This is a genomic window from Saccharothrix xinjiangensis, from assembly GCF_039527585.1.
Lineage (GTDB): Bacteria > Actinomycetota > Actinomycetes > Mycobacteriales > Pseudonocardiaceae > Actinosynnema > Actinosynnema xinjiangensis.
The window spans coordinates 366326-387230 of record NZ_BAAAKE010000004.1; the positions used below are offsets into that span (position 1 = coordinate 366326).

Annotated in this window: 23 protein-coding genes; 12 read left to right on the plus strand and 11 right to left on the minus strand. The window is 73.2% G+C overall.

Features of this window, described 5'->3' with window-relative positions; all coding sequences use genetic code 11:
• Positions 1-3 precede the first annotated feature (3 nt).
• The 3 genes from ABD223_RS12330 to ABD223_RS12340 are packed head-to-tail and all read left to right on the plus strand — an operon-like array spanning position 4 to position 2933.
• Positions 4-1233, plus strand: coding sequence for an isochorismate synthase (locus tag ABD223_RS12330; protein WP_344036225.1), 1230 nt, complete (start codon positions 4-6; stop codon positions 1231-1233).
• Positions 1234-1237: 4 nt separating this feature from the next.
• Positions 1238-1846 carry an RNA polymerase sigma factor gene (locus tag ABD223_RS12335; RefSeq protein ID WP_344036227.1) on the plus strand — a complete coding sequence of 203 codons (609 nt, stop codon included), beginning with the start codon at positions 1238-1240 and terminating at the stop codon, positions 1844-1846.
• Complete coding sequence (locus tag ABD223_RS12340) at positions 1839-2933, plus strand: CU044_5270 family protein (protein ID WP_344036228.1); 1095 nt, start codon at positions 1839-1841, stop codon at positions 2931-2933. The genes ABD223_RS12335 and ABD223_RS12340 overlap by 8 nt, the downstream gene beginning before the upstream one ends.
• Positions 2934-2975: 42 nt before the next feature.
• Here the strand turns inward: ABD223_RS12340 and ABD223_RS12345 are convergent, their stop codons facing one another.
• Positions 2976-4466, minus strand: a complete 1491-nt coding sequence (locus tag ABD223_RS12345; protein ID WP_344036229.1) for a M1 family metallopeptidase — start codon at positions 4464-4466, stop codon at positions 2976-2978.
• A gap of 58 nt (positions 4467-4524) precedes the next feature.
• Positions 4525-6150, minus strand: a complete 1626-nt coding sequence (gene menD, locus ABD223_RS12350; RefSeq protein ID WP_344036230.1) for a 2-succinyl-5-enolpyruvyl-6-hydroxy-3-cyclohexene-1-carboxylic-acid synthase — start codon at positions 6148-6150, stop codon at positions 4525-4527.
• Between the two features lie 378 nt (positions 6151-6528).
• Here menD and ABD223_RS12355 point away from each other — a divergent pair, with 378 nt between their 5' ends.
• Positions 6529-7440 (plus strand): 1,4-dihydroxy-2-naphthoyl-CoA synthase, encoded by a 912-nt coding sequence (locus ABD223_RS12355; protein ID WP_344036231.1) that lies wholly within the window; start codon positions 6529-6531, stop codon positions 7438-7440.
• On the opposite strand, the gene ABD223_RS12360 is transcribed toward ABD223_RS12355, so the two are convergent.
• Positions 7434-7601, minus strand: coding sequence for a hypothetical protein (locus ABD223_RS12360; protein WP_344036233.1), 168 nt, complete (start codon positions 7599-7601; stop codon positions 7434-7436). The genes ABD223_RS12355 and ABD223_RS12360 overlap by 7 nt on opposite strands.
• 343 nt (positions 7602-7944) lie before the next feature.
• Here ABD223_RS12360 and menE point away from each other — a divergent pair, with 343 nt between their 5' ends.
• The 3 genes from menE (at position 7945) to ABD223_RS12375 (ending at position 11150) form a co-directional block, all read left to right on the plus strand.
• Complete coding sequence (gene menE, locus ABD223_RS12365) at positions 7945-8904, plus strand: o-succinylbenzoate--CoA ligase (protein ID WP_380647858.1); 960 nt, start codon at positions 7945-7947, stop codon at positions 8902-8904.
• Positions 8905-9032: 128 nt separating this feature from the next.
• Positions 9033-10232, plus strand: coding sequence for a hypothetical protein (locus ABD223_RS12370; protein ID WP_344036235.1), 1200 nt, complete (start codon positions 9033-9035; stop codon positions 10230-10232).
• Positions 10233-10277: 45 nt separating this feature from the next.
• On the plus strand, positions 10278-11150 hold the full coding sequence (locus ABD223_RS12375) for a 1,4-dihydroxy-2-naphthoate polyprenyltransferase (protein ID WP_344036236.1): 873 nt from the start codon (positions 10278-10280) through the stop codon (positions 11148-11150).
• Positions 11151-11333: 183 nt separating this feature from the next.
• Here the strand turns inward: ABD223_RS12375 and ABD223_RS12380 are convergent, their stop codons facing one another.
• Together ABD223_RS12380 and cds1 are read right to left on the minus strand one after the other, a co-directional pair.
• On the minus strand, positions 11334-11732 hold the full coding sequence (locus ABD223_RS12380; protein WP_344036238.1) for a hypothetical protein: 399 nt from the start codon (positions 11730-11732) through the stop codon (positions 11334-11336).
• A 67-nt stretch (positions 11733-11799) separates the two neighbouring features.
• Complete coding sequence (cds1, locus tag ABD223_RS12385; protein ID WP_344036239.1) at positions 11800-12849, minus strand: L-cysteine desulfhydrase Cds1; 1050 nt, start codon at positions 12847-12849, stop codon at positions 11800-11802.
• A 69-nt stretch (positions 12850-12918) separates the two neighbouring features.
• Here cds1 and ABD223_RS12390 point away from each other — a divergent pair, with 69 nt between their 5' ends.
• The 3 genes from ABD223_RS12390 (at position 12919) to ABD223_RS12400 (ending at position 14591) form a co-directional block, all read left to right on the plus strand.
• Positions 12919-13911, plus strand: coding sequence for an ADP-ribosylglycohydrolase family protein (locus ABD223_RS12390; RefSeq protein ID WP_344036240.1), 993 nt, complete (start codon positions 12919-12921; stop codon positions 13909-13911).
• Between the two features lie 75 nt (positions 13912-13986).
• Positions 13987-14295, plus strand: coding sequence for a PadR family transcriptional regulator (locus ABD223_RS12395; RefSeq protein ID WP_344036241.1), 309 nt, complete (start codon positions 13987-13989; stop codon positions 14293-14295).
• Positions 14292-14591 carry a hypothetical protein gene (locus ABD223_RS12400; protein WP_344036242.1) on the plus strand — a complete coding sequence of 100 codons (300 nt, stop codon included), beginning with the start codon at positions 14292-14294 and terminating at the stop codon, positions 14589-14591. The genes ABD223_RS12395 and ABD223_RS12400 overlap by 4 nt, the downstream gene beginning before the upstream one ends.
• Before the next feature lie 63 nt (positions 14592-14654).
• On the opposite strand, the gene ABD223_RS12405 is transcribed toward ABD223_RS12400, so the two are convergent.
• Both ABD223_RS12405 and ABD223_RS12410 read right to left on the minus strand, forming a co-directional pair.
• Positions 14655-14915, minus strand: coding sequence for a DUF4229 domain-containing protein (locus tag ABD223_RS12405; protein ID WP_344036243.1), 261 nt, complete (start codon positions 14913-14915; stop codon positions 14655-14657).
• Positions 14916-14945: 30 nt separating this feature from the next.
• Positions 14946-15407 carry an Lrp/AsnC family transcriptional regulator gene (locus ABD223_RS12410; protein ID WP_344036244.1) on the minus strand — a complete coding sequence of 154 codons (462 nt, stop codon included), beginning with the start codon at positions 15405-15407 and terminating at the stop codon, positions 14946-14948.
• Positions 15408-15557: 150 nt separating this feature from the next.
• On the opposite strand from ABD223_RS12410, the gene ABD223_RS12415 reads away from it, so the two are divergent.
• Together ABD223_RS12415 and ABD223_RS12420 are read left to right on the plus strand one after the other, a co-directional pair.
• The gene (locus ABD223_RS12415) at positions 15558-15776 is read left to right on the plus strand and encodes a BldC family transcriptional regulator (RefSeq protein WP_344036245.1); all 219 of its coding nucleotides are present in this window, start codon (positions 15558-15560) and stop codon (positions 15774-15776) included.
• Between the two features lie 52 nt (positions 15777-15828).
• On the plus strand, positions 15829-16008 hold the full coding sequence (locus tag ABD223_RS12420) for a hypothetical protein (RefSeq protein ID WP_344036246.1): 180 nt from the start codon (positions 15829-15831) through the stop codon (positions 16006-16008).
• A gap of 37 nt (positions 16009-16045) precedes the next feature.
• On the opposite strand, the gene ABD223_RS12425 is transcribed toward ABD223_RS12420, so the two are convergent.
• The 4 genes from ABD223_RS12425 to ABD223_RS12440 all read right to left on the minus strand — a co-directional run bounded on the left by ABD223_RS12425 (position 16046) and on the right by ABD223_RS12440 (position 20889).
• Positions 16046-17497 carry a MinD/ParA family ATP-binding protein gene (locus tag ABD223_RS12425; RefSeq protein ID WP_344036247.1) on the minus strand — a complete coding sequence of 484 codons (1452 nt, stop codon included), beginning with the start codon at positions 17495-17497 and terminating at the stop codon, positions 16046-16048.
• A gap of 133 nt (positions 17498-17630) precedes the next feature.
• Entirely contained in the window at positions 17631-18569 is a 939-nt protein-coding gene (gene ccsB / locus ABD223_RS12430; protein WP_344036249.1) for a c-type cytochrome biogenesis protein CcsB, read from the minus strand.
• Positions 18569-20059, minus strand: a complete 1491-nt coding sequence (resB, locus tag ABD223_RS12435; RefSeq protein WP_344036397.1) for a cytochrome c biogenesis protein ResB — start codon at positions 20057-20059, stop codon at positions 18569-18571. Before resB ends, ccsB begins: the two co-directional genes overlap by 1 nt.
• Positions 20060-20112: 53 nt before the next feature.
• A complete protein-coding gene (locus ABD223_RS12440; protein WP_344036250.1) occupies positions 20113-20889 on the minus strand; it encodes a cytochrome c biogenesis CcdA family protein in 777 nt (258 codons plus the stop codon).
• Positions 20890-20905: the final 16 nt, after the last annotated feature.

Here is a 20905-nt window from a genome sequence, read left to right on the forward strand (position 1 = left end):
AGCGTGACCACAGCTCCTGCCTCGCGGATCGGACGGCGGCTGCGCGTGCGCACCGCGGCCGCCACGGACGTCGACCTGCTGGGCAGGCTGCCCTCGCCCACCGGCGCGCTGAGCTGGGTGCGCGGCGGGTCCGGCCTGGTCGGCTGGGGCGAGGCCGCGCGGTTCGAGGTGTCGGGACCGGACCGGTTCGCCGCCGCCGACCGGTGGTGGCGCGGGTTCACCGCGGACCTCGACGTGGACGACGAGCTGGGCGTGCCGGGCAGCGGGCCGGTGGCGTTCGCGAGCATGGCGTTCGACGACCGGCCCGGCCACTCGGTGCTGGTGGTTCCGGAGGTCGTGGTGGGCAGGCGCGACGGGCGCGCCTGGGTGACCACCGTCGGCGACCCGGAGCCCCGCGAGACCACCCCCGTGCGCGGGCCTTCCGAGGTGCGCTACGCCGACGGCGAGCTGTCCGTCACGGCCTACCGCGAGGCGGTGCGGGCGGCGGTCGAGCGGATGCGCGCGGGCGAGCTGGACAAGGTCGTGCTGGCGCACGACCTGCTGGCCGTGGCGGACGCGGAGATCGATCACCGGTTCGTGCTGCGCGGCCTGGCCCGCCGGTACCCGCAGTGCTGGGCCTACGCCGTGGACGGCCTGGTCGGCGCCACCCCCGAGCTGCTGCTGCGCCGCACCGGCCGCGTGGTCGACTCGCGCGTGCTGGCCGGCACGACGTGGCCGCGCGACGGCGCGTCCGACGACGAGCTGGCCGACGGGCTGCTGTCGTCGCGCAAGGACCGCGAGGAGCACGGGTACGCGGTGACGTCGCTGGTGGAGGCCCTGCGACCGTTCTGCTCGACCCTGTCGGTCGACGGCCCGTCGGTGCTGCGGCTGCCGAACGTGTCGCACCTGTCCAGCGACGTGGTCGGCGAGCTGGCCGGCACGCCGTCGCTGCTCGCGCTCGGCGCGGCCCTGCACCCCACGGCCGCGGTCGGCGGCACCCCCCGGGCCGCCGCGACCAGGGTCATCCGCGAGCTGGAGGGCTCCGACCGCGGCCGCTACGCGGGCCCCGTCGGCTGGATCGACGCCAACGGCGACGGCGAGCTGGGCATCGCGCTGCGCTGCGCGCGGATCAGCGGCCGCACGGCCCGCCTGCACGCCGGGTGCGGCCTGGTCGCCGGCTCGGACCCGGACACCGAGGTCCGCGAGGCGCACGCCAAGATGCTGCCCGTCCGCGAGGCCCTCGAAGGCCGCTAGCCGCGTGAGCGAGGTCACGGGGACGCCGCGGTGCGCTGCGGCCAACCGGTACGTGACCACAGCACTGGACGAACCGCCGGACCTCCGCGGCCCCGACGTCACCTCCGCGTTCGCGGAGCTGTTCGACGCCCACGCCCGGCAGCTGCGCGGCTACCTGGCCGGCCGCGTCGGCGAGTCGGCGGCCGACGACCTGGTCGCCGAGACGTTCCTGGTGGCGTTGAAGCGGCGGCACAGCTACGACCCGGGGCTCGCGCCCGTGAAGGGCTGGCTGTACGGGATCGCCACCAACCTGGTGCGCGAGCACGTGCGGCGCGAGACGAGGGGACGCCGCGCGGCGCTCCGCGTGGTCGGCCGACCCGAGCCCGAACCCGACCACGGGCACCTGGTCGCCTCCCGCGTCGACGCCCAGCGGCAGGCCGCCGTGCTGGCCCGCGCGCTCGCCGACCTGCGCGACGAGGACCGCGACGCGCTCCTGCTCACCTCGTGGGCCGGGCTGACACCCGCCGAGGTCGCCGCCGCGCTCGGGGAGAACGACAGCACCGTCCGCTCCCGGCTGCACCGGGTCCGCGCCAAGCTCCAAGCCCTGCTCACCGAGGAGACCCACGATGCGTGAACTCGACGACGCGCTCGACCAGCTCCACCGCGAGGCGCGCACCTCGGACGCGTCCCTGGACGCCGTGCGCGCCCGCGTCCTCGCGGCGGCCACCGCCGAGACCGCGCCGCCCAAGCGCTCCCGCCGCTGGTACGCACCCGTCGCGGTGGCCGCGGCCGCCGCCCTCGTCGCCGGCGTGCTGGCGGTCGACAACCGGTCGCAGGAGCAGCGGATCGCGGCGCCCGACGCCACCAGCGCCACGTCCGCGCCCGAGGTGGAGCTGCTGTCCGCGCCGGAGTACCTGAACCTCGCCGCCGACGCGATCACCGCCACCGACCAGCCGCTCGCACCCGGTCAGTACCGGTACATCGCCACGCACCAGTGGAACTCCGTCGGCATGGTGTTCGCCACCCCCGCGGACCAGCCCGACGCGCCCGCGTCCGGCTACACCTGGCTGCGGGAGTCGCGCCACGAGAAGTGGATCCCGCACGACACGAACCTGGAGTGGATGGAGCGCCGCACCCCGCTGGAGGGCCTGGAGTGGCTCGGCGGCAGCATGCCGCGGTCGGAGGCGGCCGAGCCCGAGGTCACCGACGTCGACACGGGCGAGCGGCGCGGCGCGTGCGGCGACTTCTTCCCGAACTCGCTGCCGAAGAAGGTGTGCGGCGACCCGTCGGACTGGGACAACCCCGAGTTCTACGCCGCCCTGCCGCGCGACCCGCAGGCCATCGTGCGGTACCTGCGCGACGCCACCTCGCACCGGGGTTCCGCGCCGACCACGGCGTTCCACTGGGGCGCGGAGGTCCTGCGCACCGGGCTCATGCCCGCCGACCTGCGCGCCCAGTGGTACCGGGCGCTGGCGCTGCTCGACGGGGTCACCGCGTTCGAGCAGGGCGTCAACCTGGACGGCCGCAGCGGCGTGGCCATCGGCATCGACGGCCCGCACCAGCGGCGCGAGCTGATCATCGACCCGGCCACCGGCGACTTCATCGGCGAGCGCACCACCGCGGGCGCCCAGCCTCACGACCCCTGGGTCGCGCCCGGCACGGTGACCGGCTTCAGCTCGATCACCACGCGGGTCGTGGACGGGATCGGCCTGACCGGCTGAACCGGGTGGGGCCGTCCCGCGGCGCGCGGGACGGCCCCGCTCTCAGTGCTGGTGCCCGGCGAGGATCTCGTGCGTCTCCTGCATCTTCTTGAAGGACTCGGGCTCCACGGAGGCAGCCCGCGCCCCGACCTCCGCGCCCGGCAGCGCGGCCGGCTTGGCCGGCGTGAACAGCCAGGTCCGGAACAGCTCGTCGAGCTGCTCGCCGGAGACCTTCTCCGCCAGCGCGAGGAAGTCCTCGATCGCCGCGTGGCCGGCGCGGTGCTCGGCGAGCCACTCCTTCAGCAGCGCGAAGAACGCCTCGTCGCCGATCTCCAGGCGCAGCGCGTGCACGGCCAGCGCGCCCCGGTCGTACACGGCGCCGTGGAACTGGTTCGACGCGCCCGGGTCACCCGGCAGCACCTGCCAGAACGGGCTGTCCGCCGGGTACAGGTCGTAGACGTACCGGGCGTTCTCCTGGGCCGTGCCCTCGCCCACGTGCTCCGACCACAGGTACTCCGCGTAGGTCGCGAAGCCCTCGTTCAGCCAGATGTCCCGCCAGCGCTCCACCGACACCGAGTCGCCGAACCACTGGTGCGCGACCTCGTGCGCCACCACGTACGTGTTCGCGCCGCGGCGGAAGAACGCGGTGTCGTAGGTGGAGCGGGTCTGGTTCTCCAGCGCGAAGCCGATGCCCGGCGTGGCCACGCCGCCGTTGGCCTCGAACGGGTAAGGCCCGAAGCTGCCCTCCAGGAACTCCGTCACCTCGGTGGTGCGCTCCAGCGACGCCACGGCCGCGGCGCGGTCCGCGCCAAGCCGCTCCGAGTAGGCGGTGATCACCGGGCGGCCCGCCGAGTCGGTGTCCTGCCGGACCTCGAACTGGCCGATCGCGAGGAACGCCAGGTAGGTGGCCTGCGGGGTGGTGCTGCGGTAGCGCCACCGGGTCCAGCCGCCGATCTGCTGCGCGGTGCCGCCGAACAGGCCGTTGGACAGCACCTCCACCCCGCTCGGCACGGCCACCGACACGTCGAACGTGGCCTTGTCGGTCGGGTGGTTGTTGCCCGGGAACCACCATGGCGCGATGTCCGGCTGGTCGATGGCCAGCGCGCCGTCCGGGGTGCGCTTCCACGCCGTGTAGCCGTCCTGGGTCCGGGAGGAGGGCACGTCGGAGTAGGTCACCACGATGGTGAGGTCGGCGCCCGCGCGCAGCGTGCCCGGCGGGTCCACGGTCAGCTCGCCGCCCTGCTGCGCGAAGTCCGCGACGCGGTTGTTGACCCGCACCGACTTCACCTGGAGCAGGAAGTCGAGGTTGAAGGCGGTCAGGTCCTGGGTGGTCCGGGCCAGGACCGTGGTGGTGCCGGACAGGGTGTCGGTGGCCGGCTGGTAGGTCAGCCGGATGTCGTAGTGGGAGACGTCGTAGCCGCCGTTGCCCGCGCCCGGGTAGTACGGGTCGCCGATGCCGGGCGAACCGGGCTGGACGGCGGTCGCGGTGCCGGCGAGCAGCAACAAGGCCGCCGAGGTGGCGGTGCCGAGGGACAGCTTCGCTCTCAGGGACATGCGGCGAAGCTAGTCGCGGTCAACCCGGCTCATGTACCCCCGTACGTCGGTGTTCCGGCTACTGGAAGGCCGTTGACACCGCCGCCCTGAGGCGCGCGTGGAGGTCGCGCAGCCCGCTCCGCTCCACCCTGATCTCCACCACCTTCAGGCCCTTCGGGCGGTCCAGCGCCCGGCGCAGCTCCTCGGGCGTGCGGGCGGTGGTGTGCGGGACGCGGTGGGCTTGGCAGAGCGCTTCGAGGTCGACGCCGTGGGGCGTGCCGAAGACCCGCTCGAAGCTCTCGCCGTGCTCCGGCGCGCCCTGCTCCAGCAGCGCGAAGATGCCGCCGCCGTCGTCGTTGACGACCACGACGGTGAGGTCCGGGCGGGTCTCCAGGGGGCCGATCAGGAGGCCGTTGCTGTCGTGCAGGAACGTCAGGTCGCCGATCAGGGCGTAGGTGGGGCCCTCGGCGAGCGCGATGCCGGCGGCCGTGGACACGCTGCCGTCGATGCCCGCCACGCCCCGGTTGGCGTGGGTGCGGACGTCCCGGCGCGGCGCGGCCACCAGGTCCACGTCGCGGACCGGGTTGGAGGAGCCCAGGAACAGGCTCGCGCCCGGCGCGACGGCGGCGACCAGGTCGCGGGCCACGTGCAGGCCGGTCGGCCAGGGCTGCTCGGCCAGCAGGTCGTCCACCACGTCGGCAACCGCCTTGTCGGCGTGCTGCCAGCCGGTGAGCCAGTCGGGGTCCACCTCGTGCTCGCCGCTCAGGGCCAGGTCGGTCGAGGTGTGCGTGGCGGCGAACCTGGGGTCGGGCCACTCCGGGTCGTCGGACAGGACGTGCACGACCGGGGTCGCGGCGACGAGCTTGAGCACGCCCCGGGAGAGGGTGGCGCGGCCGACCACGACCACGGCGTCCGGGCGCAGGTGGTCGGGCAGCCCGCCCGCGTTGAGCAGCAGGGAGCCGTGGCGCAGGCCGTGGCCGGTCGGCTCGGCGACGATCGGCCAACCGGCGCGTTCGGCCAGGGCGGACAGGTCGTGGTCGGTGTCGCCGACCACCACCAGGGTGCGCGGGCCCAGGTGGTCGGTGGAGTGCAGCGAGGTCGTGGTGCGCGCTGCGGCGCGGGTCCACGGCACGTCGAACGGGCGGCCGTCGAGGGACTCTGGCCAGGAGTCGTCGCCGTCGGGGACCAGGGGCTCCCGGAACGGCACGTTGACGTGCACCGGGCCGCCCGCGCGGGCGGTGGCGACGGCGCGGCAGACCAGGGAGCGCCACAGGCCGTTCTGGCCGTCTCTTCGCTCGGCCACCGGCAGCTGGAGGGTGTCCAGGCCGAAGGCCCGCTGCTGGTCGACCGTCTGGCTGGCGCCCGTGCGGTACAGCTCGACCGGGCGGTCGGCGGTGAGGGCGATCAGCGGGACGCCCGCGTACCTGGCCTCCAGCACGGCGGGGTGGAGGTTGGCGACGGCGGTGCCGGAGGTGCAGGTCACGGCGGCCGGGTGGCCGCTGCCCCTGGCCAGGCCGAGGGCGAGGAAGCCGGCCGTGCGCTCGTCGACGCGGACGTGGAGCGTGAGCCTGCCCCGCACCGCCGCCTCGTGCAGGGCGAACGAGAGGGGGGCGTTGCGCGATCCGGGGCTCAGCACGACGTGACGGACGTCGTTGCGGATCAGCTCGTCGACGAGCACCCTGGCCTGCGCGGTGGACGGGTTCACCTGGCCATTGTCACCCAGTACACGAACGGGCGACTCACCTTGCTGAATCGAACGCCTGTTCGAACAATGGGATCATGACCGCTCACCAGGACTTCAACCACCGACACCCCCACTACCGAGTGACCGCGTTCTCAGTTCCACTCCCCGTTCCCGACTTCGTTCCCGGCTTCCCGCGCGCCCTTGTTCCCGGCTTCGTCACCGACTTCGCGCGCGCCTTGGTTCCCGACTTCCTGCGCGCCTTCGTCCGGCCTCCCACTTCCCGGCGCACCCCGGCCCGGTCGGCTCCGATTTCTCAGCGCGCCCCAGCCCGGTCTCCCACTCTCCGGTCTCCGACTCCCCGGCGCGTCCCGACCGGCCTGCGGGCATATTGTCGCCCGCGTGGCAGATCAGGACGTTTCCGAGCTGTTCGACCCGACCCGCTGGAAGCGCGTGGAGGGCTTCGACTTCACCGACATCACCTACCACCGCGCGGTGGACCAAGGCACGGTGCGCATCGCGTTCAACCGGCCGGAGGTGCGCAACGCGTTCCGCCCCCACACGGTCGACGAGCTGTACCGCGCGCTGGACCACGCGCGGATGAGCCCGGACGTCGGCTGCGTGCTGCTGACCGGCAACGGACCGTCCCCCCGTGACGGCGGGTGGGCGTTCTGCTCGGGCGGCGACCAGCGCATCCGAGGCCGCAGCGGCTACCAGTACGCCTCGGGTGAGACGTCGGACACCGTCGACCCGGCCAGGGCGGGCAGGCTCCACATCCTGGAGTGCCAGCGCCTGATCCGCTTCATGCCGAAGGTGGTGATCGCGGTGGTCCCGGGCTGGGCCGCAGGTGGCGGGCACAGCCTGCACGTGGTGTGCGACCTCACCCTGGCCAGCGCCGAGCACGCCCGCTTCAAGCAGACGGACGCGGACGTCGGCAGCTTCGACGGCGGTTACGGCTCGGCCTACCTGGCGCGACAGGTGGGGCAGAAGTTCGCCCGGGAGATCTTCTTCCTGGGCCGCGCCTACACCGCCGAGGACATGCACGGGATGGGCGCGGTCAACGCCGTGGTGCCGCACGCGGAGCTGGAGTCGACCGCCCTGGAGTGGGCGAAGGAGATCAACGGCAAGTCACCCACGGCCCAGCGAATGCTGAAGTACGCCTTCAACCTCATCGACGACGGCCTGGTCGGCCAGCAGATCTTCGCCGGCGAGACCACCCGCCTGGCCTACATGACCGACGAGGCGGTCGAGGGCCGCGACGCGTTCCTGGAAAAGCGCGACCCGGACTGGTCCGCCTTCCCCTACTACTACTGACCACCGCCACCGACCACGATGATCACCATCGAGGCCCTGAGGGCAGCCCTGGCCGGCGACCTCCCGGGCAACGCCACCTCGGGCAGCGCCACCCCGAGCAGCGCCACTCCAGGCAACGCCACCACCTTCACCACCCCGACCAGCACCGACTCAGCCACCACCGGCTCTCCCACCACCGAATCAGCCACCGATGCCGCAACTGAAGGCCACCCCGAAGCCAAGGGAGGTACCCAAGCGCCCCCACCCCTCCTCACCGCCCAGCCGACCGCTGCCGCGCCTCCAGCCGTCGCGCCCCAAGCAGCCTGGTCCTCAGCCGCCGGGCCCCAGGCCTCCGGCCCCCAAGCTGCCGGGCCCCAAGCAGCCAGCTCCCAAGCCGCCGCGTCCAAAGCCACTCCCCCTCCGCCTCCACCCTCCTCTCCCGCCCTTCCCCCGCCTCTCCCTCTCCCTCTCCTCCGGGACCGGGAGACCGAGGCGCCTCCTCTCCAGGGCTGGGAGACCGAGGCGGTGTTGGCGGTGGGCACGTCCGGCTCCACCGGCGAGCCCAAGACCGTCCTGCTGTCCGCCTCGGCGCTGGTGGCCTCGGCCGAGCTGACGCACGCCCGGCTCGGCGGGCCCGGCACGTGGCTGCTGGCCTTGCCGACCACCCACATCGCCGGCATCCAGGTGCTGGTCCGCTCGATCGTGGCCGGGACCGAGCCGGGTGTCATGGACCTCGCCGGTGGCTTCCGGGCTTCCGGGTTCGCCGCCGCCGCGCGGTCCGTGCTGGCTCGACCCGGGCGGCACTACACCGCGCTCGTCCCGACCCAGCTGTCGCGGCTGGTCGCCACCGACGGGCCGGGGCTCGCTGCGGCGCGCGCGTTCGACGGGGTGCTCATCGGTGGCGCGGCAACGCCTCCGTCGCTGCTCAAGCGGGCGCGTGACCTCGGGGTCCGGGTCGTCACCACCTACGGCATGAGCGAGACGTCCGGTGGCTGCGTGTACGACGGGCTGCCGCTCGACGGCGTCCACGTCCGGCTCGTCGGCGGGCGCATCGAGATCCGGGGTCCCGTACTGGCTCTCGGCTACCAGGGCGGCGAGCGGTTCGGCGAGTGGTTCCGGACCGGTGACCTCGGGCGCGTCCGCGCCGACGGCACGCTGGAGGTGCTGGGGCGGGCCGACGACGTGATCATCAGCGGTGGCGAGAACATCGCGCCGACGCTGGTCGAGAGGGTCCTGGTCGCCCAACGCGGTGTGCACGAGGCGTGCGCGGTCGGTCTGCCCGACCCCGAGTGGGGTCAGGTGGTGGCTGCCGCTGTCGTGCCCGAGGATCCCGAGCACCTGCCGGATCCCGAGGCGCTGCGGGCCGCGGTCGGCGACTCGATCGGGCGGTTCGCCATTCCGAAACGGGTGATTTTCGTGTCCGAGCTTCCGTTGCGGGGACCCGGAAAAGTGGATCGGAGAGCTGTCGCGGGCTCGTTTGGGTGAGTTTTTCTCCAAGAAACACGGTTGTTGGTTGACAGGTAACTCGTATCGCGATTGGCTCAGCGGTGCCGTGCACACGTGGCCCTGCCGCGGTTCCCACCGCACCGCGTGTCCGGACGAGGAGTGCTGCGATGACCAGGCGCTACCTGTTACCGCTCACTGTCGCCGCCGCCCTGGCCACGGCCCTGGCGGCACCCGCCGCGGCCGCGGGTGACACCCAGTGGCGAGCCGATCTGACCACGATCAACGACGACGACACCGGGGTCGCCGCGCACCAGGGCGCCGTGCGGCTCGACCGCGCCGCGCCCGCGCCCGCGAGCGCGCGGCGGGCTTCCGCGCGCACCGGTTTCCTGCTGCTCGACCCCAGGGAGCTGGGCACGCCGGCCAACGCGGTCGCCGCGACCGTCCAGAGCACCGTCCCGGCCGGCGCGGAGGTGGCCGTGGACGTGCGCGGCGCGCTCGGCGGCGACCAGTGGACCGAGTGGGTCGAGGCCCGTCCCGACGCGCCCGCCGTCCTGCCGCGGACCGTGAGGACCGTGCAGGTCAGGATCGCGCTGACGACCGAGGGCGACTCCCCCGAGGTGCGGCGGCTCGACCTGCGCGCGTTCAACCGACCGGCCCACCAGGGCGTCGGCGCGGAGGCCGCGGGCCTGTCCTACCGGGTCTACGCCACGCGCGAGGGCCTGGTCGGCGGCACCACGGCGAACGGTCACGTGATCGTGGCCCGCGACCACTTCGTCGCCCTGCCCTCGCGGCGCGGCCTGTCGCCCAAGGGCACCGGCACCTACAGCGTGCGGGTGTGCGCGGCGAACGGCCGCTGCGAGTGGGCGCCGGTCTGGGACGTCGGCCCGTGGAACACCAAGGACGACTACTGGAACCCGGCGGCCACCCGCGAGTCGTGGAAGGACCTGCCCCAGGGCAAGCCGCAGGCGCAGGCCGCCTACGAGAACGGCTACAACGGCGGCAAGGACCAGTTCGGCCGCACCGTCGCCAACCCGGCGGGCATCGACCTGGCCGACGGCACGTTCTGGGACGGGCTGAAGCTGACCGACAACGCATGGGTGACCGTCACCTACCAGTGGACCGGCTCCGGCCCGGCCGGGTTCGTGCGCACCTCCAGCACCCCGCTGAACGTGCGCAGCGCCGCGAGCAGCACGGCCGCCCAGGTCGGCCTGGCCGCCAACTACGCGCAGGTGCGGGTCGAGTGCCAGGTCACCGGCCAGTCGGTGACGGGCACGCAGGGCACGTCGAACATCTGGTACCGGATCGCCGCGGGCAAGTTCATCGCCAAGGCGTACGTGACGGGCGTCTCCGGCGCCACGAACTGCTGACACCCGGAAGCGGGTCCCCGTTCACCATGTCGGAGGATGTTCGGCATGGCCACAGTCGCCCAGTGGGTTTCGGGGACCCGCCCCCGCACGCTGCCGAACTCGATCGCGCCGGTCCTCGTCGGCGCGGGCGCCGCGCACCACGTGGACGGCTTCAACCTCACGTGGTCCCTGCTGGCGCTGGTCGTGTCCGTCGCCCTCCAGGTCGGCGTGAACTACGCCAACGACTACTCGGACGGCATCCGCGGCACCGACGCCAACCGCGTCGGCCCGTTCCGCCTGGTCGGCTCGGGCGCGGCGAACCCGAAGGCGGTGCGGCTGGCGGCGTTCGCGGCACTCGGCGTCGCCGCGGTCGCCGGCCTGCTGCTGGTCGTGCTGACCGGCCGGTACTGGATGGTCGCGTTCGGCGCGGTGTGCCTCGCGGGGGCGTGGTTCTACACGGGCGGGCGCAAGCCGTACGGGTACGCGGGCCTGGGCGAACTGGCCGTGTTCCTGTTCTTCGGCCCGGCGGCCGTGCTGGGCACGCTGTACGTGCAGACCGGCGAGATCACCGGCATCGGCATCGGCGGCGCCGTGGCGATGGGCGCGTTCTCCACCGGGGTGATGATCGCCAACAGCCTGCGCGACATCCCGACCGACGTGCAGGCGGGCAAGCGCACCCTGGCCACCACCCTGGGCGACAAGGACTCGCGCCGCCTCTACCTGGCCCTGGTCGCCATCCCGTTCGTGATCACCCTGGCCGTCTGCCTGCGCGAGCCGCTGTCCCTGCTCGGCTTCCTCGCCCTGCCGCCGGTGGTCCTCGGCGCGCGGCGCATCGCGAGGGGCGACAAGGGCCGCGACCTGATCCCGGTCCTGCGCGACACCGGCCTGGCGATGCTGGTCTGGGGCATCGCGGTGCCCGCCGCCCTGGTCCTGGGCTGAGCAGTCCCGCGCCGAGCAGTCCTGGGCCGAGCAGTCCTGGGCCGAGCAGTTGTCCACAGCCCCCTGCCCGACCACCCGATCATGTCGGTCCCAGCCGGCAAGATAAAGACAGGGGACCCCTGGCGGGGACCTCTGCGCAGCATGACCGAGGACCTCCGCCCGGTCTGCCGGGCGGCCACGCGCCTACCAGGCGTCCTCGGTGAAGGTCATCGGCTCGTCGTCGTCCCGGGGCTGGGGTTCCGGCTGGGCCGGGCGCGGCTCCTCACCTCGGCACAGCGCCGCCAACGCGGCCCGGTCGGCCTCCAGGGCCGCCCGCACCCCCCGGTCACCCGCCGCCTCGCCCATCAGCACCTGGCGCCAGCTCAGGTGGCCGCCCGCGATCCGCCGTTGGAGGGCCTGGAGCTCCGGCGACGCCTCGTTGGACTTCGCGTACCGCATGACCCGCCGCACGTCCTCGGCTGACGGCTCGCGCCGGGGGTGGCGCAGCTCGGCCGCCTCGCGCATCGCCCGGTCCGCGTCGGCGATCGACCTGGCCAGCACGTCTTCGGCCGTGAGCACCTCTGCGGTCCGCCACGAGCCCACCACGAACCCCTTTCCGTCACCGCTGCGACGCACGACGACGGCCGCGCGTTCCACCGCTGCCCGAAAATCAACCGCACCAGGTGCCCGTGGCCCGGAACCGGACCAGCGACTCCAGGTGCGGCGCGAGGTCCATGCCCTGCTCGGCCACCCACCCGTCGTCGTAGTAGGTGTGCGCGTAGCGCTCGCCGCCGTCGCACAGCAGGGTGACCACGCTGCCGCGCTGCCGCGAGGCCCGCATCTCCGCGATCAGCTGGAACGCACCCCACAGGTTCGTCCCGGTCGACCCGCCGACCCGCCTGCCGAGCACCTCCTCGACGTGCCGGATGGTGGCCACCGACGCCGCGTCGGGCACCTTGATCATGCGGTCGATGACGTGGCCGATGAACGACGGCTCGACGCGCGGGCGACCGATGCCCTCGATCAGGGACCCCCGCGACCCGACCAGGGAGGCGTTCCCGTCGCGCCACGCGTCGAAGAACACCGAGTGCTCCGGGTCCACCACGGCCAGCCTGGTCCGCAGCCGCCGGTAGTGGACGTAGCGGCCGATGGTGGCGCTCGTGCCGCCGGTGCCCGCGCCGACCACGACCCACTCCGGTTCGGGCGCGGACTCCATCGCCATCTGCCCGAACACCGACTCCGCGATGTTGTTGTTGCCCCGCCAGTCGGTGGCCCGCTCGGCGTGGGTGAACTGGTCCATGAAGTGCCCGCCGAGGTCCGCCGCCAGCCGCCGCGACTCGTCGTAGATCGCGCCGGGCTCGTCGACGAAGTGGCACCGCCCGCCCTGGCGCTCGATCAGCGCCACCTTCTCCGGGCTGGTCGACCTGGGCATCACCGCGATGAACGGCAGGCCGAGCAGCCTGGCGAAGTACGCCTCGGACACCGCCGTCGAACCCGACGACGCCTCGATCACCGGGGTGCCGCCGACGATCCAGCCGTTGCAGATGGCGTACAGGAACAGCGACCTGGCCAGGCGGTGCTTGAGCGAGCCCGTGGGGTGGGTGGACTCGTCCTTCAGGTACAGGTCGATCCCCCACTCCAGCGGCAGGGGGAAGTGCAGCAGGTGCGTGTCGGCGCTGCGGTTGGCGTCCGCCTCGATGATGCGGACCGCCTCGCACACCCAGTCCCGGGTCCGGGAACTACATCGGTCTACCGAAGAAATCACGCCGGCACGATAGCTTCTCCCACCGTGACCTCACCCCTGAGCAGCTCGTTCCGCGGCAGCCTCCTCGCCGGCGCCGTCGGCGACGCGCTCGGCGGCTCGATCGAGTTCGACCGGATCGACCGCATCCGGGGCCGCTTCGGCCCGTCGGGCCTCACCGACTACGCGCCCGCTTACGGCAGGCTGGGCGCGATCACGGACGACACCCAGATGACCCTGTTCACGCTGGAGGGCCTGCTCCTGGCCCGCAGGCGGGGCAGCGACCCGGTGCACGAGGTGCGCGTGGCCTACGGGCGCTGGCTGCACACCCAGGGCGGGCCGGAGGCGCCGCGCGACGGGTGGCTGCTGGACGTGCCCGAGCTGCACGAGCAGCGCGCGCCCGGCAACACGTGCCTCACCGCGCTGCGCTCGGGCGTGCCGGGCACGGTGGACAACCCGATCAACGACTCCAAGGGCTGCGGCGCGGTGATGCGCGCGGCGCCCGTGGCGCTGTGGTCCGACGACGTGCGGGAGGTGTTCGAGCTGGCCGCCGCCACGGGCGCGCTCACCCACGGCCACCCCAGCGGCTACCTGTCGGCGGGCGTGCTGGCGGTGCTCGTGCAGCAGGTGCTGGCCGGCGCCGGGCTGCTCGACGCGGTCGAGCGGGCCCGCGCCGAGCTGGTCCGCTGGACCGGGCACGAAGAGCAGCTCAGCCTGCTCGACCTGGCCGTGGAGCTGGGCGCGCGCGGCGTGCGCCCGACGCCCGAGGTGATCGAGACCGCGCTGGGCGGCGGCTGGGTCGGCGAGGAGGCCCTGGCGATCGCGGTGCTCACCGCGCTGGCCGCCCGGGACCTGCCGGACGGCCTGCTGCTCGCGGTCAACCACTCGGGTGACAGCGACTCGACCGGCGCGCTGTGCGGCAACCTGCTGGGCGCGCGGGACGGCGGTGGCGCGATCCCGTCGCACTGGCTGTCGGGCCTGGAGCTGGCCGACGTGGTGGACCGGCTGGCGGGTGAGGCGGCCGAGGTGTTCGGGCGCTGAACGAGGCAGGAGACGCCTGCCAGGGGTGCCCCAACCCGGTGGACACCCTTAATCTACATAGGTAGCCTGACTGTCGTGGAACCACTCGGACGCATCGGACGGGCCACCGTCGACGTGCTGGCCGTGCTGCTGGAGAGCGACCGGCCGCGCTGGGGCCTGGAGCTGATCAAGCTGACCGGCCGCCCGTCCGGCAGCGTCTACCCGCTGCTCGACCGCCTCGAACGCGCGGGCTGGGTCACCTCCGAGTGGGACGACGACAGCGACCGGCGCGGTCCGCGCCGCCGCACGTACGCGCTCACGCCCGAGGGGGCCCGCGAAGCCGTCCGGGTCTGCGCCCGGAAGGCCGGCCTCGCCCCCTCCACCCGACCGGAGGTAGCCCGATGACCCGTCTCGCCCTGGCACTGGCGCGGGTGGCCGCCGTCCTGCTCCCGCACGACCAGCGGGACCGCTACCTGGAGCAGTGGCGGGCCGACGTGGCGGGCGCGCGGGAGGCGGGCCTGCACCCGCTGGGCATCGCGCTCGGCGCGGCCCGCGTCGCGCACCGGGAGCGCGGTCCGGTGGTGCTGCCCGTGGGCCCGCTGGCGCTGGCCCTGAGGCTGCGCGAGAGCACGAACCTCGGCGCGGTGCTGGCGGTGATGCTGCTGGCGAACCTCGGCGGGATGATCCTGCTGGTGGCGTGAGGCCCGGTGGCGTGAGGCCCGGTGGCGTGAGGCCCGGTGGCGTGAGGCCCGGTGGCGTGAGGCCTAGGCGGCGCTGTCGCCGCGCAGCTGGGCGCGCAACCGCTCGCGCTCGGCGCGGCGGACGGCCTGCTTGGCGTCGAGCCCCTGCGCGACCCGGTTGCGCAGCCCGCCGAACACGAACAGCGACAGGGGCAGCGCCACGACCACGCCCACGGCGAGCGCGACCAGCAACGGCACGTCGAGGAGCACGAGCAGCGCGGTGATCGCGGCGACCATGCCCAGGCGCGCGCAGATGTACAGCGTCACATCACGACCCAGGTGCACGGTTACCCAGGCTACGCCGCCCCGCGCGGCTCAGGCGTCGGGGCCGGTCGTGGCGGTGTTGGGGCGGCCCTCGAACCGGGTGGACAGCACCACCGTGGTGCGGGTGCGCGCGACGCCGGGTATGCGGCGCAGCCTGCCCAGCGACCGCTCCAGCTCGTCGACCGTGGCCACCCGGACCTTGACGATGAACGACTCGTCGCCCGCCACCCGGTAGCACGACTCGACCTCGACCAGCTCGCCCAGCGCGACGGCCAGCTCGTCGTCGTCGGCGGTGTCGGTCGGGTGGACGCCGATCAGCGCGGTCACCCCCAGGCCGACGGCGCTCGGGTCGACCACGGCGTGGTAGCCGGTGATGACGCCGGTGGCTTCGAGCTTGCCGACCCGCTCGTGCACGGCGGAGGCCGAGAGGCCGACCTTCCGACCCAGGTCGGCGTAGGTGGCCCGACCGTTCACCCGGAGGGCGGCGATGATCTGGCGATCAAGAGCGTCCACCGGGTACAGGGTAGGGCCACGGGGGTCGATGTCCGAACCGCGCGCTTTGCCCCTTACTACCTCTTTACCATCACCCAAGCGTTCGAGTACCCGAAGGGTGTGATGCCACGATGCGTCCGGTACGTCTGTTCACCACCGGGGAGGATCACCGTGACCGTGACGCAGGGACACCAGGGGGAACGGCTGCTCACGCCGGGCGAGGTCGCGAACCTGTTCCGGGTCGACCCCAAGACGGTGACGCGGTGGGCCACCGCGGGCCGCATCGGTTCCATCCGCACGCCGGGCGGGCACCGCAGGTTCCGCGAGTCGGAGGTCCACCAGCTGCTGTCCCAGCTGACCACCGAGGCGACCGAGCCGGTCAGGCACTGACCGCGCGCACCTCCGCCACGAGGGTAATCTCGTGGCAAAGGAGGTGGCGACCATGCTGTACCTGCTCGCGGTGATCGGTGCGCTGACGATCGCCGTGCTGCTGTGGCGTGCGTTCGGACCGGACCGGGTCGATACCGCCCCCAGTCGCCGGTTCGTGGCTCCGGACGACAACCCCGACTTCCTGCGCGAGCTCGGTGAGCAGCGCAAGAAGCCGCAGGACGAAGAAGAGTGACGCCGGGGGCCTCGCCACCGAGGCCCCCTCGTCGTGACTAGTTGCTGGGGAAGTCGTCCGCCACGGTGGCCGCCAGTTCCAGCAGGGCCAACCGGGTCGCCGGAGCGAGCTTGTCGAGCTCGATCTCGGCGCCCTCCTCCAGGTGCGAGTCGAACGGGATGCGCACCACCGCGCGGCACCGCTGCGCGAAGTGCGCGGCCAGCTTGTCCAGGTCGACCTTGCCCGAGCCCGGCCGCACCGAGTTGATCACCACGACGGACTTCGCGACCAGGTCGCGGTAGCCGTGCGCGTCCAGCCAGTCCAGCGTCGCCGCCGAGGTCTGCGCGCCGTCCACCGAGCCGGACGACACGAGCACCAGCGAGTCGGCCTGGTCGAGCACGCCCTTCATGGCCGAGTGCATCAGACCGGTGCCGCAGTCGGTGAGCACGATGTTGTAGAACAGCTCCAGCAGGGAGACCGTGCGCAGGTAGTCCTGGTCGCTGAACGCCTCCGACACCGCCGGGTCCTGGTCGGACGCCAGCACCTCCAGCCGGCTTGGCGACTGCGAGGTGTACGCGCGCACATCGCTGTACTTGGTGACCCGCGAGGCGTCGCGCAGCAGGTGCCGCACGGTCGCCGTGGTCTCCCGGGGCACCTTCAGCGCCAGTGTGCCGCGGTCGGGGTTGGCGTCCACCGCGATCACCCGGTCACCGCGCAGCGACGAGAACGTGGAGCCCAGCGTGGTCGTCGTGGTGGTCTTGCCGACACCGCCCTTGAGGCTCAGCATCGCGATCTTGTAGCACCCGCGCAGCGGCTGGTTGATCCGCGCGATCAGCTCGCGCCGCCGCAGGTCGGCCGGGCTCTCGCCCAGGTTGACCAGGCCGCCGGTCACCGCGTGCAGGGTCTTGCGCCAGCCGGACTGCGGCGGGCGCTTCGCGCGCTTGATCAGCTCCTGCGACGACATCGAGTTGGCGTTGGCCTGCTGCGGCTGCTGCTGCGGCTGGACGCTCTGCGGGAAGTTGTTGGGGAACCCGCCCTGGTACTGCGCGCCCTGGTACTGGCCCTGGCCCACCGGGTACGGGCCGGACGGGCCGCCCGCGACCTGGTAGGGGCCGGACTGCGCGCCGGGCACCTGGTACGGACCCGACTGCGCGCCGGGCACCTGGTACGCGCCGGACTGCGCGCCCGGGACCTGGTAGGACCCCGACGGGCCGCCCGCGACCTGGTAGGACCCCGATTGCGCGCCGGGCACCTGGTACGCGCCCGACTGCGCGCCGGGCACCTGGTGCGGACCGGACGGCGCGCCCTGCGCCGGGAAGCCCCCGGAGGGCGGACCGGTCACCGGGCCGGAGGCCGACGGGTCCAGGTACACCGTCTGCGGCTCCACGTACTGGGCGCCCGCGCCCTGCTCGACCCGGTGACCGCCCGACTGGTTCGGGTTGGGCTGCTGCCCCTCCTCGCCGGGCGGCTGCTGCCACGACGGCTCGGGATTCTCGTAGCGACCGGTCACCGCTGGGGTCCTCCCTGAGCTGAGCGGGTCGAGACCTCCCCGACCCCTGCGTCCGACGGTAGCCGGGGACCGGTGGTTCCACGACATCGGGTGGGGGCTGGGCGGAGGTCCTTCCAGCAGGTGGTCTACGCGATCAGCCGACGCCCGCGTACGAGTGCAACCCAGTCGTTACGAGGTTGATGAAGAACAGGTTGAACACGGTCAGCGCGAAGCCCAGCGAGTTGATCCACGCCGCCGGCCTGCCGCGCCAGCCGGCCGTGGCCCGCGCGTGCAGGTACGCCGCGTAGACGACCCACGACACGAACGCCACGGTCTCCTTGGGGTCCCAGCCCCAGAACCGGCCCCACGCCGCCTCGGCCCAGATCGCGCCGCAGATGATGCCGATGGTGAACAGCGGGAACGCGAACACCGTGCTGCGGTAGGCGAGCCGGTCGAGCAGGTCGGCGTCGGGCAGCTTCACGAACCGCGCGCGGCCGGAGGACTTCAGCAGGTACAGCGCGCTGGCCACGCCGGGCACCAGCAGCATGCCGCTGGACACCGAGATCACCGACACGTGCACCACGAGCCAGTACGACTGGAGCGGCGGCGGCACGGGCGAGGCCTCGGCGTAGAGGACGGTGCCGCCGAGGAACATCAGGACGACCACGGGCACGAGCACGAACCCGCCGAGCCTGCGCACCGGGAACATGCGCGCCAGCACCAGCCACGTCACCACGCCCGCGAGCGTGAGCAGCGACATGTACTCGTACATGTTGCTCCACGGCACGCGCCCGGTGGCGAAGCCGCGCAGCACCAGCGAGCCGACCTGGAGCACCACGCCCAGCACGTTCAGCGCCAGCCCCATGCGGCCCAGGCGCTCGGCGCGGGACCGCTCCGGCCTGGTCACGCGGCCCGGCGCCCACGTGCCGTCGGCCCGCGTGCCGCCCGCGGCCACCAGCGAGGCGGCCTTGGCCCCGGCGGGCCGGGCGAACGCGGCCTCGCACAGGTACAGCGCGGCGGCGAAGAAGTAGACCAGCACGGCCGCGCCGTAGGTCCAGTCGCTGTAGGTCGACAGGGTCTGGTTGACCGGCATCAGCTGCCCTCCTTGAGTGCGAGCAGGTCGCGGGACAGGCCGCCGAACTCCTCGCCGTACCCGGCCTGGTCGGTCCGCGCGAGGCCGCCGACCTCAATCAAAGTACGCCCGTCCCCCAGCGGCGTCGCCCGCACCCAGACCCGGCGGCGCTTGATGCCCAGCGACACGCCCAGACCGATGATGACCAGCACGGAGAACACCAGGACCCAGTTCTGCGCCGGGTCGTGCGAGACCTGGAGGGACACCCAGTCGCGCACGCCCTCGAAGCGGACGGTCGTGCCGTCGTCGAGGGTGAGCTGCTCGCCCGCCTTGAGGTTCTGCCGGGCGACGCGCTTGAGCTTGCCGTCCTCGACCATCTTCTGGTCGATGGAGAAGATGGACTGGCCGCGGCCGGAGTCGGTGCCCAGGTCGCCGCGGTAGACGTCGATGGCGACCGCCGGGTCGTCGGCCGCGGGGAACGCCGAGTTCAGCAGCTCGCCCTGGAACACGGCGGTGGGCGCGAGCAGCCCGGTGATGGCGAGCTGGCTCCGGCGGCGCTCCTCGGCGTCCGGCACGTCCGGCGGGTCGAACTTGGTCGCGCCCTCCGAGGCCAGCGTGACCGTGTCGACCGGCCGCCACTGGATCGCGCCGGTGCGGGTCTGGCCGTTGGGGAAGGTGACCGTGAACACCGGCGTGTAGCCGTGGCCGAGCAGGTAGACGCGGTCGCCCGCGGTGCGCAGCGGGCTGTTGACCCGCAGCGGGTACGGCCGCCACGTGCCGCTGTCGAGGTCCGCGCCGGACTGGTACCCGATGTCCGCGAGGAAGCTCTCGGCCTGGCCGCTGTGCAGGTAGGAGGCCGAGAAGTCGTCCACCTTCACGCAGAACGGGGTGAGGTCCGAGCCGTCGACGCGCAGGCCGGGCCGGAACGTGTCGTAGTTGTAGACGCCGGAGTTGCAGAACTGGCCGCCGTTCGCCTGCACGATGACCTGGCCCTCGTAGCCGAACATCTTGCCCAGCGCGAACGCGACCAGCAGGCCGAGCAGCGAGAAGTGGAAGACCAGGTTGCCGGTCTCGCGCAGGTAGCCGCGCTCGGCGCTGACCGTGCGCGCGCCGTCCTCCTCGCGGGTGACGCGGCGCCAGCCCTTGAGGCGGCGCTCGGCGTTCGCGACGACCTGCTCGGGGGTGCCGTCGACCTCGGCGCTCGCGTGGTGCGGCATCCGGGCCAGGTTGCGCGGCGTGAGCACGGGCCTGGCCCGCATCTGCTTGAAGTACTCCCAGGTGCGCGGCAGCAGGCAGCCGACCAGGGAGACGAACAGCAGCACGTAGATCGCGGAGAACCAGTAGCTGGCGTAGACGTCGTAGAACTGGAGGTCGTCGAGGAACCGGCCCCACCAGCCGTTCTCGGCGACGTACTCGTCGACCTTCCGGGAGTTGAGCGAGCGCTGCGGCAGCAGGGCGCCCGGCATCGCGCCGAGGGCGAGCAGGAACAGCAGGGTCAGCGCGGTGCGCATGGCCGTGAGGCCGCGCCACGTGTTGCGCAGGAAGGCGAAGGCGGTGGGCAGCACTAGAGCGGCAGTTCCAGGTCGTTGACCACGGTGTCGCGCAGCCAGCCGACGAACTCGCCCCACAGGCCGGTGACCAGGGCGGCGCCGACCGCGATCAGCAGCACGCCGCCGAACACCTGCACCTGGCGCACGTGGCCGCGCAGCCAGCCGGTCACCCGCACCGCCCAGCGCGCGCCGAGCGCGATCAGCACGAACGGCAGGCCGAGGCCGAGGCAGTAGGCCACCACCAGCACCGCGCCGCGGGCCGTCGCCGAGCCGACCTCGGTGCTGCGGGCCAGCGCGAGCACGCCCGCGAGGGTCGGGCCGAGGCACGGGGTCCAGCCCAGCGCGAAGACGCCGCCCAGCAGCGGCGCGCCGATCAGGCCGGCGCTGGGCGCGCGGCGCAGGCGGACGTCCTTCTGGAGGGCCGGGACCAGGCCGATGAACACCAGGCCCATGGCGATGGTGATGACGCCGCCGATGCGCTGGAGGAGGTCGGTCTCGAACCAGAACAGGTCGGTCAGGCCGAGCACCACGAACGAGGTCAGGGCGAACACGACGGTGAAACCGAGGACGAACAGCAGCGCCGCGCCCGCCACCCGCCAGCGGCCGCTCTTGCGGGCCTCGTCGCCGGCGACGGCGGGAGCTTCCGCGCCGACCAGTCCCGCCAGGTAGGCGAGGTAGCCGGGCACGAGCGGGACCACGCACGGCGAGGCGAAGGAGATGGCCCCGGCCAGCACCGCCACCCCGGTCGCGAGCAGGATCGGACCCGAAGTGGCCAGATCTGTCGGGTTCACACGTCCAGGGTAAGTA